Annotated in this window: 20 protein-coding genes and 1 pseudogene; 10 read left to right on the plus strand and 11 right to left on the minus strand. The window is 61.6% G+C overall.

The genetic code is table 11. The features are described 5' to 3' along the window. Positions 1 to 4 precede the first annotated feature (4 nt). Genes trbJ through traI form a run of 6 tightly spaced genes read right to left on the minus strand, consistent with a single transcriptional unit; the run spans position 5 to position 5,504 of the window. Entirely contained in the window at positions 5 to 793 is a 789-nt protein-coding gene (gene trbJ, locus ACLB6G_RS19370; RefSeq protein ID WP_154386562.1) for a P-type conjugative transfer protein TrbJ, read from the minus strand. After that, the gene (locus ACLB6G_RS19375) at positions 771 to 3,206 is read right to left on the minus strand and encodes a conjugal transfer protein TrbE (RefSeq protein WP_154386561.1); all 2,436 of its coding nucleotides are present in this window, start codon (positions 3,204 to 3,206) and stop codon (positions 771 to 773) included. The genes trbJ and ACLB6G_RS19375 overlap by 23 nt, the downstream gene beginning before the upstream one ends. A gap of 3 nt (positions 3,207 to 3,209) precedes the next feature. After that, entirely contained in the window at positions 3,210 to 3,509 is a 300-nt protein-coding gene (locus tag ACLB6G_RS19380; protein WP_154386560.1) for a conjugal transfer protein TrbD, read from the minus strand. Continuing rightward, positions 3,502 to 3,873 (minus strand): TrbC/VirB2 family protein, encoded by a 372-nt coding sequence (locus ACLB6G_RS19385; RefSeq protein WP_154386559.1) that lies wholly within the window; start codon positions 3,871 to 3,873, stop codon positions 3,502 to 3,504. The genes ACLB6G_RS19380 and ACLB6G_RS19385 overlap by 8 nt, the downstream gene beginning before the upstream one ends. Next, positions 3,863 to 4,846: a P-type conjugative transfer ATPase TrbB gene (trbB, locus tag ACLB6G_RS19390; protein ID WP_154386558.1), complete on the minus strand. Its 984-nt coding sequence runs from the start codon at positions 4,844 to 4,846 to the stop codon at positions 3,863 to 3,865. The genes ACLB6G_RS19385 and trbB overlap by 11 nt, the downstream gene beginning before the upstream one ends. A 28-nt stretch (positions 4,847 to 4,874) precedes the next feature. Beyond that, a complete protein-coding gene (gene traI, locus ACLB6G_RS19395) occupies positions 4,875 to 5,504 on the minus strand; it encodes an acyl-homoserine-lactone synthase (protein ID WP_154386557.1) in 630 nt (209 codons plus the stop codon). 210 nt (positions 5,505 to 5,714) lie between these two features. Here traI and ACLB6G_RS19400 point away from each other — a divergent pair, with 210 nt between their 5' ends. Next, complete coding sequence (locus ACLB6G_RS19400; protein ID WP_185910480.1) at positions 5,715 to 6,419, plus strand: autoinducer binding domain-containing protein; 705 nt, start codon at positions 5,715 to 5,717, stop codon at positions 6,417 to 6,419. A 252-nt stretch (positions 6,420 to 6,671) separates the two neighbouring features. After that, entirely contained in the window at positions 6,672 to 7,901 is a 1,230-nt protein-coding gene (locus ACLB6G_RS19405; protein WP_154386555.1) for a Fic family protein, read from the plus strand. 160 nt (positions 7,902 to 8,061) lie between these two features. Here ACLB6G_RS19405 and ACLB6G_RS19410 read toward each other — a convergent pair whose 3' ends face one another. After that, a complete protein-coding gene (locus ACLB6G_RS19410) occupies positions 8,062 to 8,322 on the minus strand; it encodes a WGR domain-containing protein (protein WP_154386554.1) in 261 nt (86 codons plus the stop codon). 615 nt (positions 8,323 to 8,937) lie between these two features. On the opposite strand from ACLB6G_RS19410, the gene repA reads away from it, so the two are divergent. The 3 genes from repA to repC all read left to right on the plus strand — a co-directional run bounded on the left by repA (position 8,938) and on the right by repC (position 12,694). Then, positions 8,938 to 10,125, plus strand: coding sequence for a plasmid partitioning protein RepA (gene repA / locus ACLB6G_RS19415; RefSeq protein WP_154386553.1), 1,188 nt, complete (start codon positions 8,938 to 8,940; stop codon positions 10,123 to 10,125). A gap of 75 nt (positions 10,126 to 10,200) precedes the next feature. Beyond that, positions 10,201 to 11,211 carry a plasmid partitioning protein RepB gene (gene repB / locus ACLB6G_RS19420; protein ID WP_154386552.1) on the plus strand — a complete coding sequence of 337 codons (1,011 nt, stop codon included), beginning with the start codon at positions 10,201 to 10,203 and terminating at the stop codon, positions 11,209 to 11,211. A gap of 166 nt (positions 11,212 to 11,377) precedes the next feature. Next, a complete protein-coding gene (gene repC / locus ACLB6G_RS19425; protein ID WP_154386551.1) occupies positions 11,378 to 12,694 on the plus strand; it encodes a plasmid replication protein RepC in 1,317 nt (438 codons plus the stop codon). A gap of 37 nt (positions 12,695 to 12,731) precedes the next feature. On the opposite strand, the gene ACLB6G_RS19430 is transcribed toward repC, so the two are convergent. Together ACLB6G_RS19430 and ACLB6G_RS19435 are read right to left on the minus strand one after the other, a co-directional pair. After that, the gene (locus tag ACLB6G_RS19430) at positions 12,732 to 12,938 is read right to left on the minus strand and encodes a hypothetical protein (RefSeq protein WP_154386550.1); all 207 of its coding nucleotides are present in this window, start codon (positions 12,936 to 12,938) and stop codon (positions 12,732 to 12,734) included. 115 nt (positions 12,939 to 13,053) lie between these two features. Next, positions 13,054 to 13,977, minus strand: a complete 924-nt coding sequence (locus tag ACLB6G_RS19435) for a recombinase family protein (RefSeq protein ID WP_154386549.1) — start codon at positions 13,975 to 13,977, stop codon at positions 13,054 to 13,056. A gap of 162 nt (positions 13,978 to 14,139) precedes the next feature. Here ACLB6G_RS19435 and ACLB6G_RS19440 point away from each other — a divergent pair, with 162 nt between their 5' ends. Beyond that, the gene (locus tag ACLB6G_RS19440) at positions 14,140 to 14,529 is read left to right on the plus strand and encodes an MbcA/ParS/Xre antitoxin family protein (RefSeq protein WP_154386548.1); all 390 of its coding nucleotides are present in this window, start codon (positions 14,140 to 14,142) and stop codon (positions 14,527 to 14,529) included. Beyond that, positions 14,526 to 15,044: an RES family NAD+ phosphorylase gene (locus ACLB6G_RS19445; protein ID WP_185910482.1), complete on the plus strand. Its 519-nt coding sequence runs from the start codon at positions 14,526 to 14,528 to the stop codon at positions 15,042 to 15,044. Before ACLB6G_RS19440 ends, ACLB6G_RS19445 begins: the two co-directional genes overlap by 4 nt. Before the next feature lie 41 nt (positions 15,045 to 15,085). Here ACLB6G_RS19445 and ACLB6G_RS19450 read toward each other — a convergent pair whose 3' ends face one another. Both ACLB6G_RS19450 and ACLB6G_RS19455 read right to left on the minus strand, forming a co-directional pair. After that, on the minus strand, positions 15,086 to 16,105 hold the full coding sequence (locus ACLB6G_RS19450; protein WP_154386547.1) for an LLM class flavin-dependent oxidoreductase: 1,020 nt from the start codon (positions 16,103 to 16,105) through the stop codon (positions 15,086 to 15,088). A 118-nt stretch (positions 16,106 to 16,223) separates the two neighbouring features. Then, positions 16,224 to 17,288 (minus strand): site-specific integrase, encoded by a 1,065-nt coding sequence (locus tag ACLB6G_RS19455; RefSeq protein ID WP_154386606.1) that lies wholly within the window; start codon positions 17,286 to 17,288, stop codon positions 16,224 to 16,226. A gap of 362 nt (positions 17,289 to 17,650) precedes the next feature. Between ACLB6G_RS19455 and ACLB6G_RS19460 the strand changes: the two genes are divergently transcribed. From ACLB6G_RS19460 to ACLB6G_RS19470, 3 genes and pseudogenes are all read left to right on the plus strand, one after another. Further along, positions 17,651 to 19,234: a Mu transposase C-terminal domain-containing protein gene (locus ACLB6G_RS19460; RefSeq protein WP_246765472.1), complete on the plus strand. Its 1,584-nt coding sequence runs from the start codon at positions 17,651 to 17,653 to the stop codon at positions 19,232 to 19,234. Beyond that, positions 19,231 to 20,154 carry a TniB family NTP-binding protein gene (locus ACLB6G_RS19465; protein ID WP_263008167.1) on the plus strand — a complete coding sequence of 308 codons (924 nt, stop codon included), beginning with the start codon at positions 19,231 to 19,233 and terminating at the stop codon, positions 20,152 to 20,154. Before ACLB6G_RS19460 ends, ACLB6G_RS19465 begins: the two co-directional genes overlap by 4 nt. After that, positions 20,154 to 20,573: pseudogene (locus tag ACLB6G_RS19470) on the plus strand (TniQ family protein); the annotation flags it as partial. The gene ACLB6G_RS19465 and the pseudogene ACLB6G_RS19470, both read left to right, overlap by 1 nt. Positions 20,574 to 20,670 lie beyond the last annotated feature (97 nt).

Raw genomic sequence — 20,670 nt, forward strand, 5'->3', positions numbered from 1 at the left:
GGGGTCACCACCGAGGCTGCATTTGTTGGCCGCCGGAGGTGGACGGAGCGGTAGAGCCGAAAAATGCGTCGCGGCGAGCCTGAGCGAGATCCTTTTCAGCCTGCTCCGACTGATACCAGGTGCCCATCATGGTCATCTGCTGGGAGACGAGGCCGCGAAGCTTCTGCATCTGCTCGACCTGCTGCGTCGCGATCTGATGCCCGACCTGCAACGCCTTCATCTGGCCATCGGCGGACTCCGATTGGGAGCGCAGTTGCGCCATGGTGGATTCTTCGGTCGCAAACTGATCGGCCGTGAGGCCAGCCGCCGCCAGTGTTCCACCGATGGTGTCACGGTTGGTGTCCGACCAGGACTGATAGCTCGACGAGAAATCCTGCCCGTTCGGAAGACCGTTCTGGAAATCGGTATAGCTCTGGAAGCGCTGCTTGAGCACATCGTCAAGGTTGCCCATCGAGAACGCCATGCCCTGCCCCTGCTGCACGATGCCTTGCAGGTTGGCGAGGTCCTGTTGAGCCTGCCCCCACACATGATCGGGAAGCTGCATGGTGTTCTGCAGCATGTTCTCGTAGATGCGAATCTGGTTTGCGATCTGCTCCACCTGGTTGGAGATCTGCGTCACCTGATTTGCGATCTGCTCGGCGTTCTGTCCGCCGAGCGCGATCAGTTCCCCATTGTTGAGGATCTGCGTAAACTCGGTCGCGCCGGTGAGCGCCCCGCTGGCTTGGGCTGGCGCGGCAAGGCTGACAGCGATCAGGACGCTTGCGAGAGAACTAGGCAAGAAGAGCTTCGGCATTTTCGATACCTCTTTGCTTGAGCCAGTGGACGGGCCATTCGTCGCCGTGGTGGACGCGCAGCTCATCGATGCGCTTGATGTCGTCCTTTCCGGACGCGCCGACGAAAGACAGGGTGATTGGCCCGAGGGCCATGTCGAACAGACGCCGCCCGTCAGGCGAAGCGACGTAGTATTCGCGCTTCGGAAGAGCGGTTGCGACGATCTCGATTTGCCGCTCATTGAAGCCAATACGCTCATAGAACTCGCGTGTGCCGCTTTCGCGTGCCGCGCCATTGGGCAGGCAAATCTTGGTCGGGCAGCTTTCCTTGAGCACGTCGATGATGCCGGACTTTTCCGCGTCAGAAATCGACTGCGTTGCCAGAACGACGGCGCAATTGGCCTTGCGCAGCACCTTCAGCCATTCGCGGATCTTCTCGCGGAACGCTGGATGGCCGAGCATCAGCCAGGCCTCATCGAGGATGATGAGGCTGGGGGCGCCGGTCAGGCGCTTTTCGATGCGACGGAACAGGTAGAGCAGGACCGGCACGAGATTGCGGTCGCCGAGGTTCATCAATTCCTCGATCTCGAACGTCTGGAAATCCGAGAGGGTCAGGCCATCCTCCTCGGCATCGAGCAGATGCCCCATGGGACCGTCGACTGTGTAATGACGCAGCGCGTCCTTGATCTCCCGCATCTGCACACCCGACACGAAATCGGAGAGCGACCGGCGCGTCGAGGCGGCCATGAGCGCGATCTGTCTGGCGATCGCGTTGCGATGATCGGGGGTGACTTTCACACCCTGCAGCTCGACAAGGGTTTCCAGCCATCCGGCCGCCCAGGCCTTGTCGCCATCGTCGTCCAGTTGGGAAAGCGGGCAGAAGGTCAGCGCCTCCCCTGCTCCAACATCGTAGTGATCGCCGCCAACAGCCACCGTCAGCGGGTACATCGACTTGCCCTTGTCGAAAGCGAAGAGCTGTGCTTGCCGGTAACGGCGAAACTGTGCCGCGATCAGCGCCAGAAGGGTCGACTTGCCCGATCCGGTCGGACCGAAGATCAGGGTATGACCCACGTCGCCGGAATGGAGGTTCAGGCGGAACGGCGATGATCCGCTTGCGACCTGCATCAGCGGCGGCGAGCCGTCGGGATAGAACGGGCACGGCGCAACCGGTGAGCCCGACCAGACCGAGTTGAGCGGCACCAGATCGGCAAGGTTGCGGGTATTGATCAGCGGTTCGCGGATGTTGGCGTACCAGTTGCCGGGCAGACTCCCAAGGAACGCCTCGGTGACGTTCAGCGTTTCGATGCGAGCGGCAAAGCCTTCGGCCTGGATCAGCCGGCGCACGCCTTCGGTCTTTTCGCGAAGGCGCGCCTCGTCGTCGTCGAACATGATAATGACCGGCGTATAGTAGCCATAGGCGACAAGCTGCGAATTTGCCTCGGCAATGGCGTCTTCCGTCTCCGCCACCATCAGCGCAGCGTCCTGATCGATCGCCCCCGAATTGGTCTGGAAAAGCTGGTCCATGAATGGCCGGACCTTCTGCAGCCACTTCTTGCGCGTGCGCTCGAGCCTTTGGCGGGCCTCGATCGGATCGAGAAAGACGAAGCGGCTCGACCAGCGATAGGTGAGCGGCATCAGGTCCAGAGAATTGAGAATCCCTGGCCAGCTCTCGGCCGGAAAGCCGTCTATCGCCACGACCGCCAGATAGCGGTTGTCGACCAGCGGCGAGAGACCGTGATGGAATTCGGCCGTGACGACGAAATCGAGATACATCGGAATGTCGGGCAGGCGGACCGGATGGTTTTCGCCGACAATGCAGAAGCGGGCGAACTGCAGCAGATCGTCATATTTGGCGGTACGGGTTCCGCCGCGTTCCTCGGTCTCCTGTGTAACCATGCGGCGGATCGAGACGACGTTTCCCATATATTGCTCGAACTCGCGGATCGAACGCCGGAAGTGATCGAGCGCGCGATCGGCAAAGGTGGTCGCGCGGGACTCATCGTCGGAATAGACATATTTGACGAGGCCGGACTTGCGCTTCTCCGGTTCGCGATAGGTCAGGATGATGGCGTGCTGGCTCTCATAGTGCCCGTCCGCCGCCTCAAAACGCTTGCGCCGTTCCTCATCGATCAGCGCACTTACCTTGTCGGGGAAATGGCAGTTGTCCCGGGCCGGATAGGCCGTCGCCGGCACGCGCACGGCCTCGACCTGGATCATCCAGCCCGATCCGAGCCGGGCGAGAATGGCATTGATCTGGCGGCTGACCTCGTTGCGCTCGAAATCGGTCGAGCTTTCGTTATCCGGACCGGCGAAATACCAGCCGGCCATCAGGCTCCCGTCCTTGAGCAAGAGCGTGCCGTTATCGATCAGGGCCGCATAGGGCAGCAGGTCGGAGAAGGACGGGCCGGAATGACGAAATCGCTTGAGTGCAACCATAAGTCAGAACGTCCGCCAGGGCGTGGAGGTCGGCCGGTAGTAGGGGCGGTATCTGATGTGGCGCAGGTAGACGCGGCGCATCAGGGGATCGGCTTTCGCCATCATGCGCAGTAGCCCGACAACCACGATCCAGATGACCGTGCCGAGCAGCGCCGATACGGTCGTCAGGATGACGAAGACGAGAATGACCGCGGCGAGCCCGGTCAGAAGCACGAGCTCACGGTCAGCCCCAAAGAGCAGCGTCGGACGCGAAAGGGCACGGTGTATCCGCGCCGTCGCCAGCCGGCTTTCCCTTTCAGCCATGCGGGGCAACCACCGGCTCTTGTTCGTGCGCCTCCAGCGGGACGCCGATGGACGAACCGCTGGAGCCGAACAGGCCGACGATTTGCGTTGCACCGAGCAGGATGCCGGCGACGAGTACGATGTAGCAGAGCCTCCGCGCAAAATCGTTCAACTCGCCGCCGAAGATCAACATGCCGCCGGCAATGGCGACCGCGGCGAGCGCGATAGCGCCAGCGACCGGGCCGGTGATGGATTCCTGAATCTGTTCCAGAGGCCCTTCCCAGGGCAGGCCCCCTCCCCCGCCGCTGGCGAGCGCCGGTTCGATCATGACGAGCGATGCGGCCGCGAGGCCGAGCAGGAGCGTGAAAGCCTTCTTAGACGACATGAAGATTTCTTCCCTGGATGGATTCGGATTTCGACGCGCCGACCGGCGAGGTGAGGTATCGCCCGTCGCGAAAGCCTTCGACCTTCAGGATCTCGCGAACGGTTCGCCCGCCGGGCGCGCGCTCGATCGAGACGATCAGGTCGACCGCCTCTCCGATGACTTCCGGCATAGGCTGGGAGCTGACTTCGGCAACGAGCTGTTCAAGACGGGTAAGAGCGGCGCCGGCCGAGTTCGAGTGAACCGTCGCGATGCCGCCCGGATGGCCGGTGTTCCATGCCTTCAAGAGAGTGAGGGCAGCGCCGTCGCGAACCTCGCCCACGATGATGCGATCCGGACGCAGCCGCATCGTCGACTTCAATAGACGGCCCATATCGACCGTGTCTGTGGTGTGCAGGATCACATGATTTTCCGCCGCGCACTGGATCTCGGCAGTGTCTTCCAGGATCACCAGCCGGTGCTCCGGCGTCGTCTCGACCAGCTCCGCCAGGATTGCATTGGTGAGCGTGGTCTTGCCCGTTCCAGTGCCTCCCGACACTACGATATTGAGCCGGTTCACGATCGAATCGCGGATCACATCAACCTGCTCGGGCGTCATGATGCCGTCGGCGACATACTGATCGAGGCGGATCAGCATCGACGCGCGCTTGCGGATCGTGAACATCGGCGCAGGCGCGGCCGGTGGCAAAATCCCCTCAAAGCGATGTCCGCCAAGGGGCAATTCCCCGGAAATAATCGGTCGGTCCTGGTCGACTTCGGTCTTGAGGGCGTGGGCGACTTTGCCGATGACGGTCTCGGCGTCATGGGAGGCCATCCGCCCCGCCGCCGCTATCCCCTGCCCTACCCGCTCGATAAATAGATTGCCGTCGGGGTTGAGCATGACCTCCACAACGTCGGGGTCATGGAGCGCTGTCGTGACCGTGGCGCCAAGTGCGTCCTGCAGACCGAGGATCAGCCGTCGTTTCGACTCGCTCATGAACCGCCCTCCTGCCCGGCTGCTTTGGTCAGGCCGCGGCTTCCACAGCGGCCGGGAAGAGGGAGACGTAGCTCGACGGCCGCACCAGCTCGAGACTGGGTTCGTCGGCAGATAAGAGGCCCGCGACAGCAATGGTATTGCCAATAGGATGTGGAGACCCGAGCCGCTCCAGTGGCCACTTCGCTCGGCTGAGAATGCGCTCAAACCGAACGTCCGTCACCGTGACGATCCGGTCGTACCCATTGGCCATCGACCATTCAATGATGCCGGCGAACAAGGTATGCGTGGCGTCGCGCAGTCCGCTCGCGGAGACGATTTCGCTGCGTTCGGTGTCGATGCAAAAGCGCGAGCTCTCGACGACGCGGCTCGATTGGGGCATGCGAGCAGCGCCCGCCAGAAACGGAAATATCTGACCGAGCATCGTCGGTCCGGTGGACGAAAGGAGGCGGGCGCAACCGATCACGTGACCATCGTTGCCGACGAGCACGAGATAGGTCGGATCGAGCCGGTCGTACTCGTCCTTTTCCTGGTTGTGCTCTACGTGGACGTCCCAGTCTAACCTGTGTTTGAAGACCCTTGCGCGCAGTTCGTGCATGCGCTCGAGCAGACGTTGCTCACTACTTGTAGCCCTCGTACGGCAAATGGCGACGACGCGCATGACCCAATCCTTAACCCATTGAATTGCGGTCTCTTGAATCCCGTACGGCCGCGCACCACCAGCTGTGAAAAGTCACAGGGGATCGACAGTCGTCGCCGTGATAGACAGGGGGGAGTGCCGAGGGGCCGTTGCCGCATTTATGGCTGAATTGCGATGCAACGCGAAATTGCGACTACCCGAATTGAGGACAAAAACACCCGGAGAGGATCGTTGCCGAGCAAAGCCTTCGACCAGTTGCGAGACGCACTAGAAACGGCCCATGGGATGGCGCCTGTCAAAGCCGCGGTGAAGGAGTTCGCCGGCCAATTGGGGTTTGACTGGTTCGCCTATCTCTCGGTTTGTGGGCCGGAGATCGACACGTTTTCGACGTACCCGCGCGCATGGCAAGGCCACTATATCAACAAGAAATACGCGAGCATCGATCCCGTCGTGCAGGAAGCCCGCCGTTCTGAACGCTGCTTTGCGTGGTCCGAACGCGACATTGCACGGGCATTATCGCCGGATCAGGTGCGCTTCCTCGGAGAAGCCGGGGATCATGGTATCGCATCGGGGATATCTGTGCCCGTGTCGGCCGGGTTCGGCCGGACTGTGTTATTCACGCTTGCGTCGTCGAACCGGTGTGACAATTGCCTGGTAGAATGCCCCTTCCTTGCCGCTTCGATTGCATCGCACGTGGATGTCTATGCGCGGCGCTGGATGCTCGAGCCAATGCCTGCTGTCACCGTCAAGTTAAGCCCTAGAGAGAGGCTCTGCCTGAGCTGGATGGCAAAAGGCAAGCGCATGTCCGAAATCGCGCAAATCGTCGGGACGAAAGTCCGGACGGTCGAGTATCACCTGCAAAATGCTCGGCGGAAGCTCGATGCCACCAACGTCACCCACGCCGTCGCGCTTGCAGTGCGTCAACAGTTGATCTGATCCAGGCCGGTCGCGGGAGGGCCTTTCCGCCTCTACTTCGTGTTGTGCTTGCCGGCGGCAAAAGAGTCATCCGCGATGGCGCCGTCGCCCCCTACCCTGCCCGGCTGTTTTGAGGCTTATTCGGCTTCGCGTCCTGATCGGCGGCCGATATCGGCAGGGAGATCGGCAACTAATATCGGCAATTGTGCTGACTTATTGCGTCCAATGCCTTACATTGCAATCCGTTGAGGCACCATTGAGATCGGCAAAAGAATGCTTGAAACCCCTGCCCGCATCGAGCCGCTGTTTTTTGACGACGCGGTGCCGACCGTTCTGGCCGATCTTGCGATCGAGCTGCAGAAGGCCGCCGATGAACTCGGCCGAGGCCTGCATCCGGAGTCGGCTGACGAATTGGCCGATCTCGTACGAGTCATGAATTCTTACTATTCGAATTTGATCGAAGGCCACAACACACGACCTCGAGATATCGAGAGCGCCCTGGCCGGCGCCGAGATAGATCCCGAACGTCGTCCCCTCGCCCTCGAGGCGAAGGCCCATGTCGAAGTTCAGAGGATGATTGACGGCTTCGGGTTGCGCGGCGAGCTGCCGAGCCCGACTTCGATCGATTTCATTCGGTGGGTTCATCGCGCCTTCTACGACGAGATGCCCGAGGAATTCCGGTTCATCGACAAACCTGATGGCGCCAAGGCCGAGATCCTACCCGGCGAGTTCCGGACGTCCGCGGAACATGATGTCGCTGTCGGGCGCCATCAGCCGCCATCTTCTGACAGGGTGATAGCTTTCATGGAGTATTTCCAGAAGCGGTTCGCCATGGCCGAAAAGCAGGCCAGCCTGCGGATCATCGCGATTGCGTCAGCTCATCACCGCCTCAACTACATTCACCCGTTTCCAGACGGCAACGGCCGCGTCAGTCGCTTGATGTCTCACGCCATGGCGCTCAAGGCCGGTATTGGAGGCAACGGCCTGTGGTCGATATCTCGTGGCCTCGCTCGTGGCCTGAAAGATCGTGGCGAATACAAGCGCATGATGGATCACGCCGACAGTCCCAGACAAGGCGATCGTGATGGACGAGGAAATCTTTCGGAATCGGCACTCAAGGATTTCGTCGAATGGTTCCTTACAGTCGCGCTCGACCAGGTGCGGTTCTCGACCGCAATGTTCGACCTCGGGCGGCTCGATGCTCGCTACCGCGCCCTAATAAAAGATGTCGTCGACGATAAACGAGCACCTGATCTGGTGGCGGCCGTGTTGCGGCACGGCAGGTTGCCCCGTGGTGAAGCCAATTTCGTGCTGAAAACATCCGAGCGCACGGCACGGAGCACGCTGTCGGATCTTGTCGAGCGCGGTTTTCTGAAATCTGAAACTCCGAAGGCACCGGTACGTATTGCCTTCCCCCTCGATTTCAGGGAACGGCTGTTTCCGAATCTCTTCACCGATGTCGAACCCAATGTCCCGGAACCGCCTTCACTGTCTTTCAGATGAGTGGAATTTCAGGAGTGACAACCGGAATGACTCCGGCCGTCCCCGCTCAGAGAGTAGAACACTGCCTTCGGTCAGCCGAATATCGACAATGCCGGTCCTATGCTGCTGTGCAAGCCCGTTGTAGCCGCGGCAACAATTGCCGTGATTATGGGCCCCTGGACTAGAATGTGACCTTGGCAGTGACGGGCGTGTAGCCCCGTCCGACCCTACGGGCGAGCCAGGCCTCGAGCGCTTCGCCGGCTTCAGCGGCCGACGCATAGAGGTCAAGGCGTTGTCGGCCGAGCGAGCCGATCCGCCCCCACGCGCGCATAAGCGCCGCATCACCGTACAGTGACGGTTCTATCGCGAGTACATAAAACCGCGCAACGTTGCGAGCGCAATCGCGGCGTTGAAGGACAACTTGAAGCTTCGGCTCGACCATGTCTGATTGTCATCGACTTCCGGTACCCACGTCCAATTCATTGGCTGAATCGTTTGGGCGTGAGGGATTCACGTCGGTGATAATTGCCTCTCTGACGGGAAAGACGATCGACCGGAGGGTTGTCTAGTTGCTTCCGTTTCCCGTCGGCCCATGGACTTGTGGCAGCCTGACAAACACGCGTTGGGCAATTTTGAGCCACCACGCTGGGCGCTGCATAGCCGGCTAAGAGTCATCTGTTCATGGGTGAAGGTGAGTCGCCCCAAAGGAGCGGCGGTCACGCCCACTCACTCGGTTTGACGCCATCCACCACTGTGAAACTTCTCAGGGTGCTGCATGGACCGAGCCAGCGGCATGTGGCATTGAAGGTTCTCGCGGATTGACCAACCGCGGAGAAACTAAGCGATTGAAAAATCGATGGAAAATGTACGCGCCGACGCCGCGATTCCGGACTGTGAGGCTCCGCTGAGTGATCTTGTTGGCGTGGACCTGGGCATGTCGTTAAGGTTTCGTTAACCTAAAATCCCTTGCCAGAGAACGGGAATCGCTCATACTGGCGCCAGATTGGCCGAAAGGTCGAATATGGCGCTATTTTCTCGTTTGGGGGACAAAGCGGAGATGGCATTTCTCCCAAGTTTTGAGTTTGACGACAAGATCCTTGCCCAGGGGGCCGAGATCTCGCGCAAGCTCGACCAATTGCGCGTCGAGAAGTTTCCGACCGAGGGGCAGAAGACCCTTCGGCGGTTCTCGATGGCCGAGGTCGCCCACTATCTTGGTATCAGTCCGAACAATCTGAAGCGCCTCCATCTTGAAAAGAAAGGTCCTGAGCCTTTCGTCGGTGCCGGCGGACGGCGCTTTTACGCGGCCGAGCAGATGACCGAGCTTCGGGACTATCTCGACAAGCACGGGCGATCGGATTCCAAGAAGTATGTGCCCTACCGCAAACCTGGCGAGAAGCTGCAGGTCATTGCGGTCGTCAACTTCAAGGGTGGATCGGGAAAGACCACCACCACGGCGCACCTCGCGCAGCATTTGGCGCTCACCGGTCACCGGGTCCTGACGGTGGATCTCGATCCGCAGGCTTCGCTTTCAGCCCTCCATGGCTTCCAGCCGGAGCTCGACAAGAACCCCTCGCTCTACGACGCGATCCGGTACGACAACCCCGCCCCGGCCGAAGATGTCATCCGCAAGACGAACTTCCCCTTGCTCGATATCATCCCGGCGAACCTGGAGCTGCAGGAATATGAGTACGAGACTCCGCTTGCCATGCAGTCTCCGTCTCAGGAAGGAAAGCGGTTCTTCACGAGGGTCGCCCGGGCGTTGGATTCGGTCAGTGAGCGCTACGACGTCGTGGTCGTCGATTGCCCTCCACAGCTCGGCTATCTGACGCTGTCGGCACTGTCGGCCGCCACCTCGGTTCTGATTACCGTCCACCCGCAGATGCTGGATCTGATGTCTATGAGTCAGTTTCTGCTGATGCTGGGCAATATCATGAAGTCCATCAAGAATGCTGGCGCGAAGGTCCAGCTGGACTGGCTGCGCTATCTCATCACCCGATACGAGCCCACGGACATTCCCCAGGCACAGATGGTCGGCTTCATGCAGTCGATGCTTGCCGAGGAAATTCTGAAAAGCCCAATGCTCAAATCCACGGCGATTTCTGACGCCGGCCTCACCAAGCAGACGCTCTATGAGGTCGAGCGATCGAACTTCAATCGCGATACCTATGATCGGGCGATCGACAGCATGGATGCCGTGAACTTCGAGATTCAGGGACTGATCCACCAGGCATGGGGGCGGTTGTGATGTTGACTGCCGTCAAAACCACCAAAAAAACCCACGGTTTCAAGCGCATAAGCCGCTTAAGGGGGTGCTAGTCAAATGGCGCGGAAAAATCCCTTTGCCAGCATCATGGACAACGGCGACGCTCCCGCCGAGCGCCCGGTCGCGCAAGACTACACCTTCAAGGGGGCATCACGCTCGCTCATAAGCTCGATCGACGAAATGGCGGCTCAGGCAGGCAAGCTGCTCGAGGGCGAGACGATAATCGAGGTTAACCCCGACCTGGTGGACCAATCTTTCGCCAACGACCGGCTCAACGTCGATCAGGAAGATTACGAGGCCGACTACGCTCAGGTGTTGGAGTCGATCCGTGGTTCCGGCCAGAACTCCCCGGCGCTCCTTCGCCCTCACCCGCAGCGGCCCGGCCGCTACATGCTGGTCTTCGGTCGCCTCCGCTGGCGCGCCGCAAAAGAGCTTGGTCTCAAGCTTCGCGCTGTCATCAAGGATATCTCCGAGCGCGATCATGTGATCGCCCAGGGACAGGAAAACAACGCGCGAGCGAACACGTCCTTCATCGAGAAAGCACTGTTTGCCGCCGACATCGTTGAGCGGAAATTCGACGAGGACAACGCCACAGCCCTCGCCGCAATCGGTGTCGATCGGCCGACGCTTTCAAAGATGCTCTCTGTCGCCTCGATGCCCAAGGAACTTCTCGAGGCGATCGGCCGCGCGAAGGCTGTCGGTCGTGATCGCTGGTATGAGCTCAAGCTCCTCCTCGACAAGCCGGGCAATCTCGACACTGCCCTGGCTCTGGCATTGAGTTCCGATTGGCATGGGATGCCAAGCGAAGCGCGGTTCGATGCGGTCGTCACGAAGCTGAAGGCATCCAAGCCGCGCCGCCGTGCCGCGCAGGCGCCATCCAAACGCAACTGGGCGCCGTCTGATGGGCGTATCGCCGCGGAGATGGTGGCCAGTGGCAAGAAATTCACCATCGCCCTCAAGGCGAAGGGAACCGACGCAGCAGCGTTCGGTGACTACCTCTCGGAAAATCTCAGCGAGTTGTATGAGGCTTTCCGTCGGGAAAAACGAGCAACCACGAACGGAGATTGAGCGCAAAAGAAAAAGGCCCCCGAAACGGCAATTCCGGAAGACCTTCTCTTTAAGTTTGGCGACTGAGAGAATCCCACTTCCGCGAATCATAGTCAAGACCATTCAGGTCGGTTTGAGCGCCGATTCGGCGAGCAGGTTTCTTTTGCCTAGCAATAGGTGAAGGACAATGCAGACGCATACCCCAACGACGCCCTTTGGGCGGCGAACGATGTCACTTGGCATGATGGCAAGCCAGGCTGTGGCAAAATCGGCACCGGCTGGCGCCCAGGTCCAGAAATGGAAAGTGTTCCAGACGATCCGGGAAGCGCGCGAGCTGATCGGCGCTACGGACCGCGCACTCGCCATTCTCAACGCGCTGCTCTCGTTTCATCCGGAAACGGAGCTCACAGGCGACGGCGAACTGATCGTCTGGCCGTCCAACGAGCAACTCATGGCCCGTGCGAACGGAATGCCGGCGACGACGCTACGGCGCCACCTGGCCGTCCTGGTCGACTGCGGGCTGATCATCCGCAGAGATAGTCCGAACGGCAAGCGCTTCGCCCGCAAGGGCAGGGGAGGTCAAGTCGAACAGGCCTACGGGTTCGACCTGGCGCCGATCGTTGCCCGGGCCGGGGAATTCAAGGAGCTGGCGGACACCGTCCGGGCCGAGAAGAACGCCCTTCGGATCGCCAAGGAGCGTCTCACGCTCCTGCGCCGCGATATCGTCAAGCTCATCGAGACTGGCATCGAGGAGAACGTTCCGGGCAATTGGGGCAGGGTCTACCAGACCTATCAGGCCATCGTCTGCCGCTTGCCGCGCTCAGCGCCGAGGCAACTCATCGAGGATATCTGCTGCGATCTTCACGGCCTCTACACGGAGATCCTCGAGGTATTGGAATCATTTGCAAAAACACAGAATCCGGACGCCAATGAGTCCCATTCTGGTCGCCACATACAGAATTCAAACCCAGACTCCATATTTGAATCTGAAGACCGCTCTCGAAATAAGAATGAAGCGGGCGGCAGCGCCGCGGAAACCGACAACGTACGGAGCTTGCCGAAGCGAGAATTGCCTTTGGGCATTGTGCTGGACGCCTGCCCCAACCTGCGAGAATTGACGCAAGGCGGGGAAATCCGTCACTGGCGCGACTTTCTGGCCGCGGCGGAACTGGCCCGGCCGATGCTGGCAATCAGTCCCAGCGCGTGGCGGGACGCCTGCGAGGTCATGGGCGAACAGCACGCGGCGATCACCCTTGCCGCGATCTACCAGCGATCAGACCAGATCAACAGCGCCGGCGGCTATCTGCGCAGCCTGACCGACAAGGCAAGGGACGGCAAATTCTCGACCTGGCCAATGATCATGGCACTGCTGCGCGCCAAGCTGGACGCCGACAAATCGGCGGAGAAAACCGGCCACGAACCGCGAAGCGGCGGTGAAAGCGGGGAAGGGCGGCTCGAAGTCTCGGAAGCCCTTCTGCGGTCGCTGAACAAGCCCAGATCGTGATGATTGATAGATTTGAATTCCGCGGGCGGCAACTCGGTCAGTCTCTGTCGTCGTCGATCAGACCGTCAAAAGTTTCGAGCAGTGCATCGATGATCGATTGGCCAAGGGCATTTGCAGCTTCGCCCATCCGGGCATCGTCTCCGCACCGCGCCGCAGAAGCGAGCTCCGAACCCTGCTCGGTCAGGATCGACTTGGTTCGCTCGATGGCCCATTGGGCGAAATCGTCGCGGCTGTTGACGGTCATGGCTTCCACTGCTGCGCGCTCCGGAGTTTGCGGACTGTTTGGGTTGTTCTGGCTACGAACGAGCTCCGCGAATTATACGGCGTAGGCGCCACAAAATCAGTCCTCGGTTGCGTATTCAGGCCGCCTCGAGCAAGCCGCTACGCTTTGCCCGGTCGATGAGGTTCTTGACGGACGAGGGCGCCCATTTCGTACCGCCACGGGGCGTACGCTCACGAAGTCGCTCGAGCTGGTTGGCGATTTCGCGCAAGGTCAGCTCCGGATTGGAGGAATGGATGCCCGCCACGAGGGTCATCAGACGATCCTCAGCTGGCCGAGGCGGCGACTTCCTCAGAAGCGACTTGTCGGCCATTCCCTCGCTGACAATCCATTTCACCGCGCGCCGTAAACGCTCAGGAGTCCAATCGAGACCACGTTGCCTGAGAACGCGGGAGATATCGTCCCATGTGTGGTCGGGTCGCATGCGCCGCACAATGGGAAGCCACTGGTTCGCGGATGACTGGAGACGCGCTCCATAGGCTGCCTTTTGCGCGGCCGTCATCTTGGCCAGCGCGTCCGGCCGACGTTCGCGGATCCCTGGATTGCCCGGCATCCGGCCTTTTGCTCTGGCGGCTTTGATGCCTGCCTTGGTCCGTTCGGAGTTGAGAGCCCGCTCCAGCTGGGCCACGGCGCCAAGAACCTGCAGGGAAAACATGCCTTGCGGCGTCGTGGTGTCGATCGGGTCGCTGAGCGACCGGAAATGCGCACCTTTTGCCGTCAGGTCCTCGATGACATCGAGCAGATGGCTTACCGAGCGCGCCAGGCGGTCGAGCCGAACGACGACAAGCGTGTCGCCAGCGTCGATCTCGCGGACAATCTTGGCAAGGGCAGGGCGGGCTCTTGAGGCCCCGGAGCCGTGCTCCCGGACGATTGTCTCACATCCGGCGGACCGCAACTCCATCTCCTGGGCTTCTGTAGCCTGCTCGTCTGTCGAGACGCGCGCATAGCCGATTTGCCGGCTCTGTGGTCGACGGGAGGAGTGGTTGTGCGGTGTTTTGGCCATTTGGAGCGCCTGAGAACCGTATCGGAGACGAAATTACAAACGTAGAAGATACAGATAACCGATCGGTTGGAGACGCATCGGCTTCCGAACTTGAAAATAGCCGAGGAGTGTCATATCTTTTGCACAGTAAATGCGACTATGTGTATGACAGGATGGAATCCTATGGGCCAGGCCCTCAAGATACCCGTGCAGAATGAACCTTTGGTTTTGTCCTATATGGACCGGGCCGGGAAAATTGCCATCAACCAAGTGGCGGACGGCTTTGGAATGTCCAAGGGCCAATTGGCCGAGACGGCCGGCCTTGCCCGCGAAACCCTCTATCGGTTGGAGCGCAGCCGCACGATAAAGACCCAGGGGCGTCTACGTGAAATGCTCGAGATCATCAGTCGCGTGACGGAATGGGCGGGCGGAAAGGAACAGGCGATGGCCTGGTACCGAGCCCAGCCGCTGCCGGCATTCGGTGGTCGCACCGCCGAAGCCCTCGTGAAGGAAGGCAAAGCCGCTGCCGTTCGCGATTATCTGGATCATATGGCCCTCGGCGGCTTTGCGTGAGGTTCGTCAGAACCTGCTATAGGGCACATGATCCGCGTTGGGCCTTCAAGCCGACTTCCGGTGAGGGAGCCGCGATCAGGGGTGCGCGCTTCAATCCCAAAGGTGTGCCAGCGCTATATCTGGGGCTCACCATCATGACGGCGGTCAAAGAAGCCAATCAAGGCTTTGCGCATCGGATCGACCCCTGTGTGCTGTGCTCCTATGAGGTCGATTGCGAGGGCATCGCAGACCTGACGACCGAGCAGGGGAGGGGAGAATTTTCCGTCGCGCTCGAGGACATGGCCTGCGCTTGGGCAACGGTCCTCAGCGACGGCGAGCGCCCTGCATCCTGGTCCATCTATGACCAACTGCGGCTTCAAGGCATTGCCGGTATTCTGGTTCCGAGTTTTGCTCCGGGTGCCGAGACAGAAGATCGCAACCTAGTGCTTTGGGACTGGGGTCCGGATCTTCCGCACAAGGTGACTGTATTCGACCCGAGCGGCCGGCTGCCGAAGGACCAGTTGTCCTGGCGATGAAGCAATTGCGGAAGGACAGAGGGAGCTTTCGGACGGAGGCGTCAGCGCCAACCCAAGGCCGGGGCGACGTGGGTCAGGATCGCCTCGATGACATGCGCATTGTAGTCGACACCGAGCTGGTTGGGGACGGTGAGCAGCAGCGTGTCAGCCTCGGCGATGGCCTCGTCGCCCTTCAACTGCTCGATAAGGACGTCCGGCTCGGCGGCATAGGAGCGGCCGAACACGGCGAGCTTTTCAGGCTCGATGTAACCGAAATGATCTTCGCTCTCGTTGCCGCCGAAATACGCCCGGTCGCGATCGTCCACCAACGCGAAGATGCTGCGGCTGACGGAGACCCGCGGCTCGCGCGTGTGACCGGCCGCCTTCCACGCCTCGCGGAAGGCGCGAATCTGATCGGCCTGCTGGAGATGAAAGGGTTTTCCGCTCTCGTCGAACTTGAGTGTGGAGCTCTGCAGGTTCATTCCCAGTTTTGCTGCCCATTCCGCAGTTGCGTTGGTGGCGGCGCCCCACCAGATGCGATCACGCAAGCCCTCCGAATGTGGTTCGACACGCAGCAGGCCAGGCGGGTTCGGAAACATCGGGCGCGGGTTGGGTTGTGCAAAGCCTTTGCCGCGCAGCACGTCGAGGAACACGTCGGTGTGCTGCCGGGCCATGTCGGCATCGCTCTCGCCCTCTTGCGGAACGTGGCCGAAGTAGCGCCAGCCATCGATCACCTGCTCTGGCGAGCCGCGGCTGATGCCCAGTTGCAAACGCCCTCCGGCGATCAGGTCGGCGGCGCCGGCGTCTTCGGCCATGTAGAGCGGGTTCTCGTAGCGCATGTCGATGACCGCCGTGCCGATCTCGATGCGGCTGGTCTTGGCGCCAATCGCCGCCAGCAGCGGGAACGGCGAGCCAAGCTGGCGGGCGAAGTGATGCACGCGGAAATATGCCCCATCCGCGCCCAGCTCTTCGGTAGCAACGGCCAGATCGATGGACTGCAGGAGTGCATCGGATGCAGACCGTGTCTGCGACTGGGGCGAGGGCGTCCAGTGTCCGAACGACAGAAAACCGATCTTTTTCATGAGAATGCCACGTCAGAGTGAAAGGCGCTCGCGTTATCTAGTTATTGAACCGCTGGCGCGCCACGCCGAATTCGCCCACCAGATGTGCGAGAAGGGCAGGGGAGGGGGTTTTTTGTCCCTACAGCCCGCTTGCCTTGGTGAGATTGACTCGAAACCGATCGCGGCGCCGCTGATATCTACGGGTCATCTCGGCGGAGGCGTGGCCGAGCTGCTTTTGCACGTAGCGCTCGTCGACCTCGGCCGACGAGGCAAGCCCGGCGCGCAGCGAATGCCCCGCGAACTTTTGTTCTCGTTCGCCCTCGGAAAGATCGCCGCGTACGCCGGCCGCCAGCGCTGCCCGCTTGACCAGGCGTGCCACCTCCTGGTCGTTGAGCCGCTCGCTGCCCACCTTTTTGCCTTGCCCCGTCACCCTTCGGAACAGCGGCCCGTGGGCAATGCGCGCGAGCTTGAGCCAGGTCTCCAGCGCCACGACCGGGCAGGTCGTGTCGGACGAGCCCCGGCCGATCTCGACCTCCCGCCAGCCGGTCTTGCCGCGCAACGTGACGAGCAGGCCTTTTTCGAAGACCTCGATCCAGCCGCGGCCGTCCTCGGTTTGGTCGCGGCCGACGTCCAGGCCGACGATTTCGGAACGACGCAGCCCGCCGGCAAAGCCGAGAAGCAGCATGGCACGGTCGCGCAAGCCGCGCAGGGTACCCCGATCGAGGGTTTCCAGCATGGCCATGAGATTCTCGGGCAGGATGGCTTCCTTCTGTACTGGCGGTTTTGCGTGGCTGTTGCGAATGCCGGCCATGACGGTGGCGATGTGCCGGTCTTTCCTGTCCAGCGGCTGGCCACGCTGTGCATAGTTCCACGTCAGCGAGGAGAGGCGCCGCTCGATCGTGGATACGGAGTTCGGCTTCTTGTCGCCGGTCGCCTTTCCTGAGGCGCAGGCGGTGATGTAGAGGCCGACCAACTGCGGATCGGGCGGGAACACGTCCAGACCTTGGCGGCGCGCCCAGGCGCAAAAATGCTTCCAGTCCGCAGCGTAGGCGCGGCGGGTGTTGGCCGAGCTCGCCGCCTCGACATAATCGCGCGCGCGATCGGCCAACGCGTCGAGATGCGCCGGCAGGCGCGGATTGGCGACGGCCGGAAGAGGGGAGGGGGCTTCGGCTGACAGTTCTTCCGGGGCGCGACCCATCTCCATGACGACATCGATGATGTCGGGCAAATCGTCCGCAGCTTTCGCCTCCAGCCCGGCCGACGACCGCAGACCTAAAGCATCGTCCTGCGCCCCCGTGCTGTGGGGCGGTGCGGAGGGTCGCGCGAGGCGATTTTCGGGCTTCTGCTCGACGATTCGGGCTGTCGCTCGCGTTTGGTCAACGGACGGCAAGTTACTGATCTGGCGCGAATCATCTTCGGAGTTCATTGGCGGATTCTAGCCGAATCAGCGGATTTTTCGTAACATTCGAGCGGACGAACTTTACAGCGAGGGTGGCTGTGGTTCATGGGCCCGACAAGGAGACGGTTGATGATGCCGCCTGGAATGAGGCGGTTGCAAGGGAGGCCGTGATCCGCAGACTGGTCTCGCTCGACTGCCCCGGCCGGTCCGATTTCTTCCGGGCTTGCCGTGAACTCGGCCTCAAGCGAACCCGGCTTTACGAACTGATCAGGGCTTATCGGGAGCATCCGGTCACGAGTTCGCTGCTGCCGCGCCCGGGCGGCACGAGACAGGGCAGCCGCCGGTTGCCGGATGAGACCGAAGCGGTAATCGCCGAAGCGCTCCGGGACTTTTACAAGACACGCCAGAAGCCGAGCATCAATCGACTGCACAAGGAGATCCGCGGGCTCTGCCGCTCGCGTGGCGTGCGCGTACCGTCCTGGCATGCGCTGAAGGCGCGGATCGAGGTCATAGACCCCGCCGAACTGACCAAGGCACGGGAAGGCTCGAAGGCAGCGCGTGATCGCTTCCACCCAGTTCCGGGAGAATATGCCGCCGAGTGCGCGTTCAACGTAGTCCAGATCGACCACACGCTGGTCGATGTCATTGTCGTCGATCGCCGATGTCGGCGGCCCCTGCAGCGGCCGTTGCTGACGCTCGCCATCGACATCGCAAGCCGCATGGTCGCGGGCTTCTACCTGACGCTCGAGGCGCCGTCGACGGTTTCGGTCGCACTCGTAATCCAGCATGTCGTGCAGCCGAAAGAGGTGTGGCTTGCCGGACTGGGCATCGATGCGAAGTGGCCGGCCTGCGGGTTCCCTGATGCCATCCACCTCGATAACGCCAAGGAATTCCGGTCGCGCGCCCTGCAGCGGGGCGCTGAGGAATATGGCATCGAGCTCATCCATCGTCCGATCGCCACTCCCCACTATGGCGGCCATATCGAGCGGCTGATCGGCACCATGATGGGCGCCGTCCATCTTCTGCCGGGCACGACGTTCAGCGACATCGACGAGCGTGGCAGCTATGATTCCGCCGCCCATGCGACGATGACTCTGGATGAACTGGAGCGGTGGATGGCGCTCGAAATCACGCGCTACCACGCCGATCGCCATGGAACGCTGGGGATTCCGCCGCTTGCGGCATGGCACGAGGCTGCGGCCCGCCGCGTTCGGCCTGTGCGTCAGCCCCACGATCTCGCCGGCTTCACGATCGATTTCCTGCCCAGCGCCGACCGGCTGGTGCGGCGTGACGGCATTCACCTGTTCGGTCTCCGCTACTGGGATGACGTGCTGAGCATATGGGCCGGTCGGCTCGATCGTGCGTTGCGCGTTTCCTACGATCCACGCGATCTTTCGAGGGTTTTCGTGCGCGCTCCGGATGGTACGCGCTGGCCGATCCGCTTTGCCGATCTGCGGCGCGCGCCGATCACACTTGGCGAACATCGCCGCGCTCGGACCGCCCTGCGGGAACGCGGTCTTTCGCTGGTCGACGAGCAGCTGATCTTCGAGACCATTGAGTCCCAGCGCGCACTAGTCGAGGACGCGACCAGGCGCACCAAGGCAGCGCGTCAGCTGGCGGAGAGGCGCGACCGAGCGCTGGAGGCTGCCGCGTCAAACGCGCTGGTTGCGGCCGAGCCGGCGCAAATCGAGGATGAGCGGCCGATCGACTGGAGCAAGGTCCCCGTCTTTCCCGTCGAGGAATGGTCGTGAGAGGGGAGGGGACTTTCGAGCACCTCGACGACCGCTACCGCCGCTATGCCGCTTTGCCCGACGAAGAGCGCATTGCCTGGATCAAGGCCGACCGCTGGATCGGCTTCGACCAGGCGCAAGCCGCACTTGTCCGCCTGAACGCGTTGCTTGCCTATCCCCCACGTGACCGTATGCCCTGCCTGCTGATCTATGGCGACACCGGCATGGGCAAGACCAAGATCGTCCGCAAATTCGAGCGGGCGCATCCGCCCACATTGTGTCAGTCGACGGGCGTGACCAACAGGCCGGTCGTCGTGGCCCAAGTACCCTCGGAGCCGGTCGAGCGCGACCTCTATCGGGAACTGCTGGCCAGCCTGCAGGCTCCAGCGCTCGTCGGCGGCGCGCTTGCCCGGGAGAAAGACATCTGCCGCTCGCTGCTGCGCACCGTCGGCGCCAGAATGATCGTGCTCGACGAGGTCAACGGCATGCTGGCGGGGACCTATCGGCAGCAACGGATTTTCCTGAATGCGCTGCGGTTTCTCGCAAACGACCTCAGAGTGCCGCTTGTCTGCGCCGGTACCGACCTGGCGCGCCAGGCCTTGCTCACCGACGCGCAGCTTGCCGAGCGCTTCGAGGCGTTTCATCTCAAGCTCTGGAAGAACGATCACGCCTTTGCGCGGCTCTTGAAAAGCCTCGCTGGCATCCTGCCGCTGCGCGCTCCGTCCGATCTCGAAACGGACGCGGTTCGTGAAAGGATCCACACGCTCACCAGCGGCGTCACGTTCAGGATTTTCCAGCTGATCGAGACGGCAGCCGAGGAGGCGATCCGGTCGGGGAAGGAACGGCTCGACCTGATGAGCTTCGGCGATGATCTTGTCCTTCCGCTTGTGTCGATGACGCAATCGGCACGCCGGCGGATGCCGCAGCCGGCGGCCGGGTGATGGAGCCGGATCGTCTGCCCGTGGCGCCGCGGCCCTTTCGCGACGAATTGCTGTCCTCCTGGATGGCGCGGGTGGCATGCCGCTACGGCCTTACGGCGCAGCAACTAGCCGGCTATTTCAGTGGCCTGTCGTCACCCCTGCCGATAGACGACGGGGCTCCGGCGGCCGGGCAGACGAGGGTTTGGGCACAGATCTGCAGTGTCGACCCCGATCGGTTGCATCGCCTGTCCCTGAGCTGGCGCTACCCGCGACGCGCTCGAGCCTGGTACGTAAGCAGGGGACCGGAATGGACGCCGTCGGCGATGTCCGGGTCTATCCCAGTCTGTCTCGCTTGCTTCGCTGCCGATCGCGCTGCGGGCCACGACGCGCATCTTCGAGCCGGCTGGATGCTCGCCGAACGCTGTATCTGCCCAACTCATGGCGAGTTGCTGCACGATCACTGCGTATCGTGCCACTGGCGTCTTTCCGTGGCTTTCCACCTGCACGACGGAAGCGCGCGGCCTGTCTGCAGCCATT

The organism is Zhengella sedimenti, assembly GCF_046506625.1.
Classification (GTDB): domain Bacteria; phylum Pseudomonadota; class Alphaproteobacteria; order Rhizobiales; family Rhizobiaceae; genus Zhengella; species Zhengella sedimenti.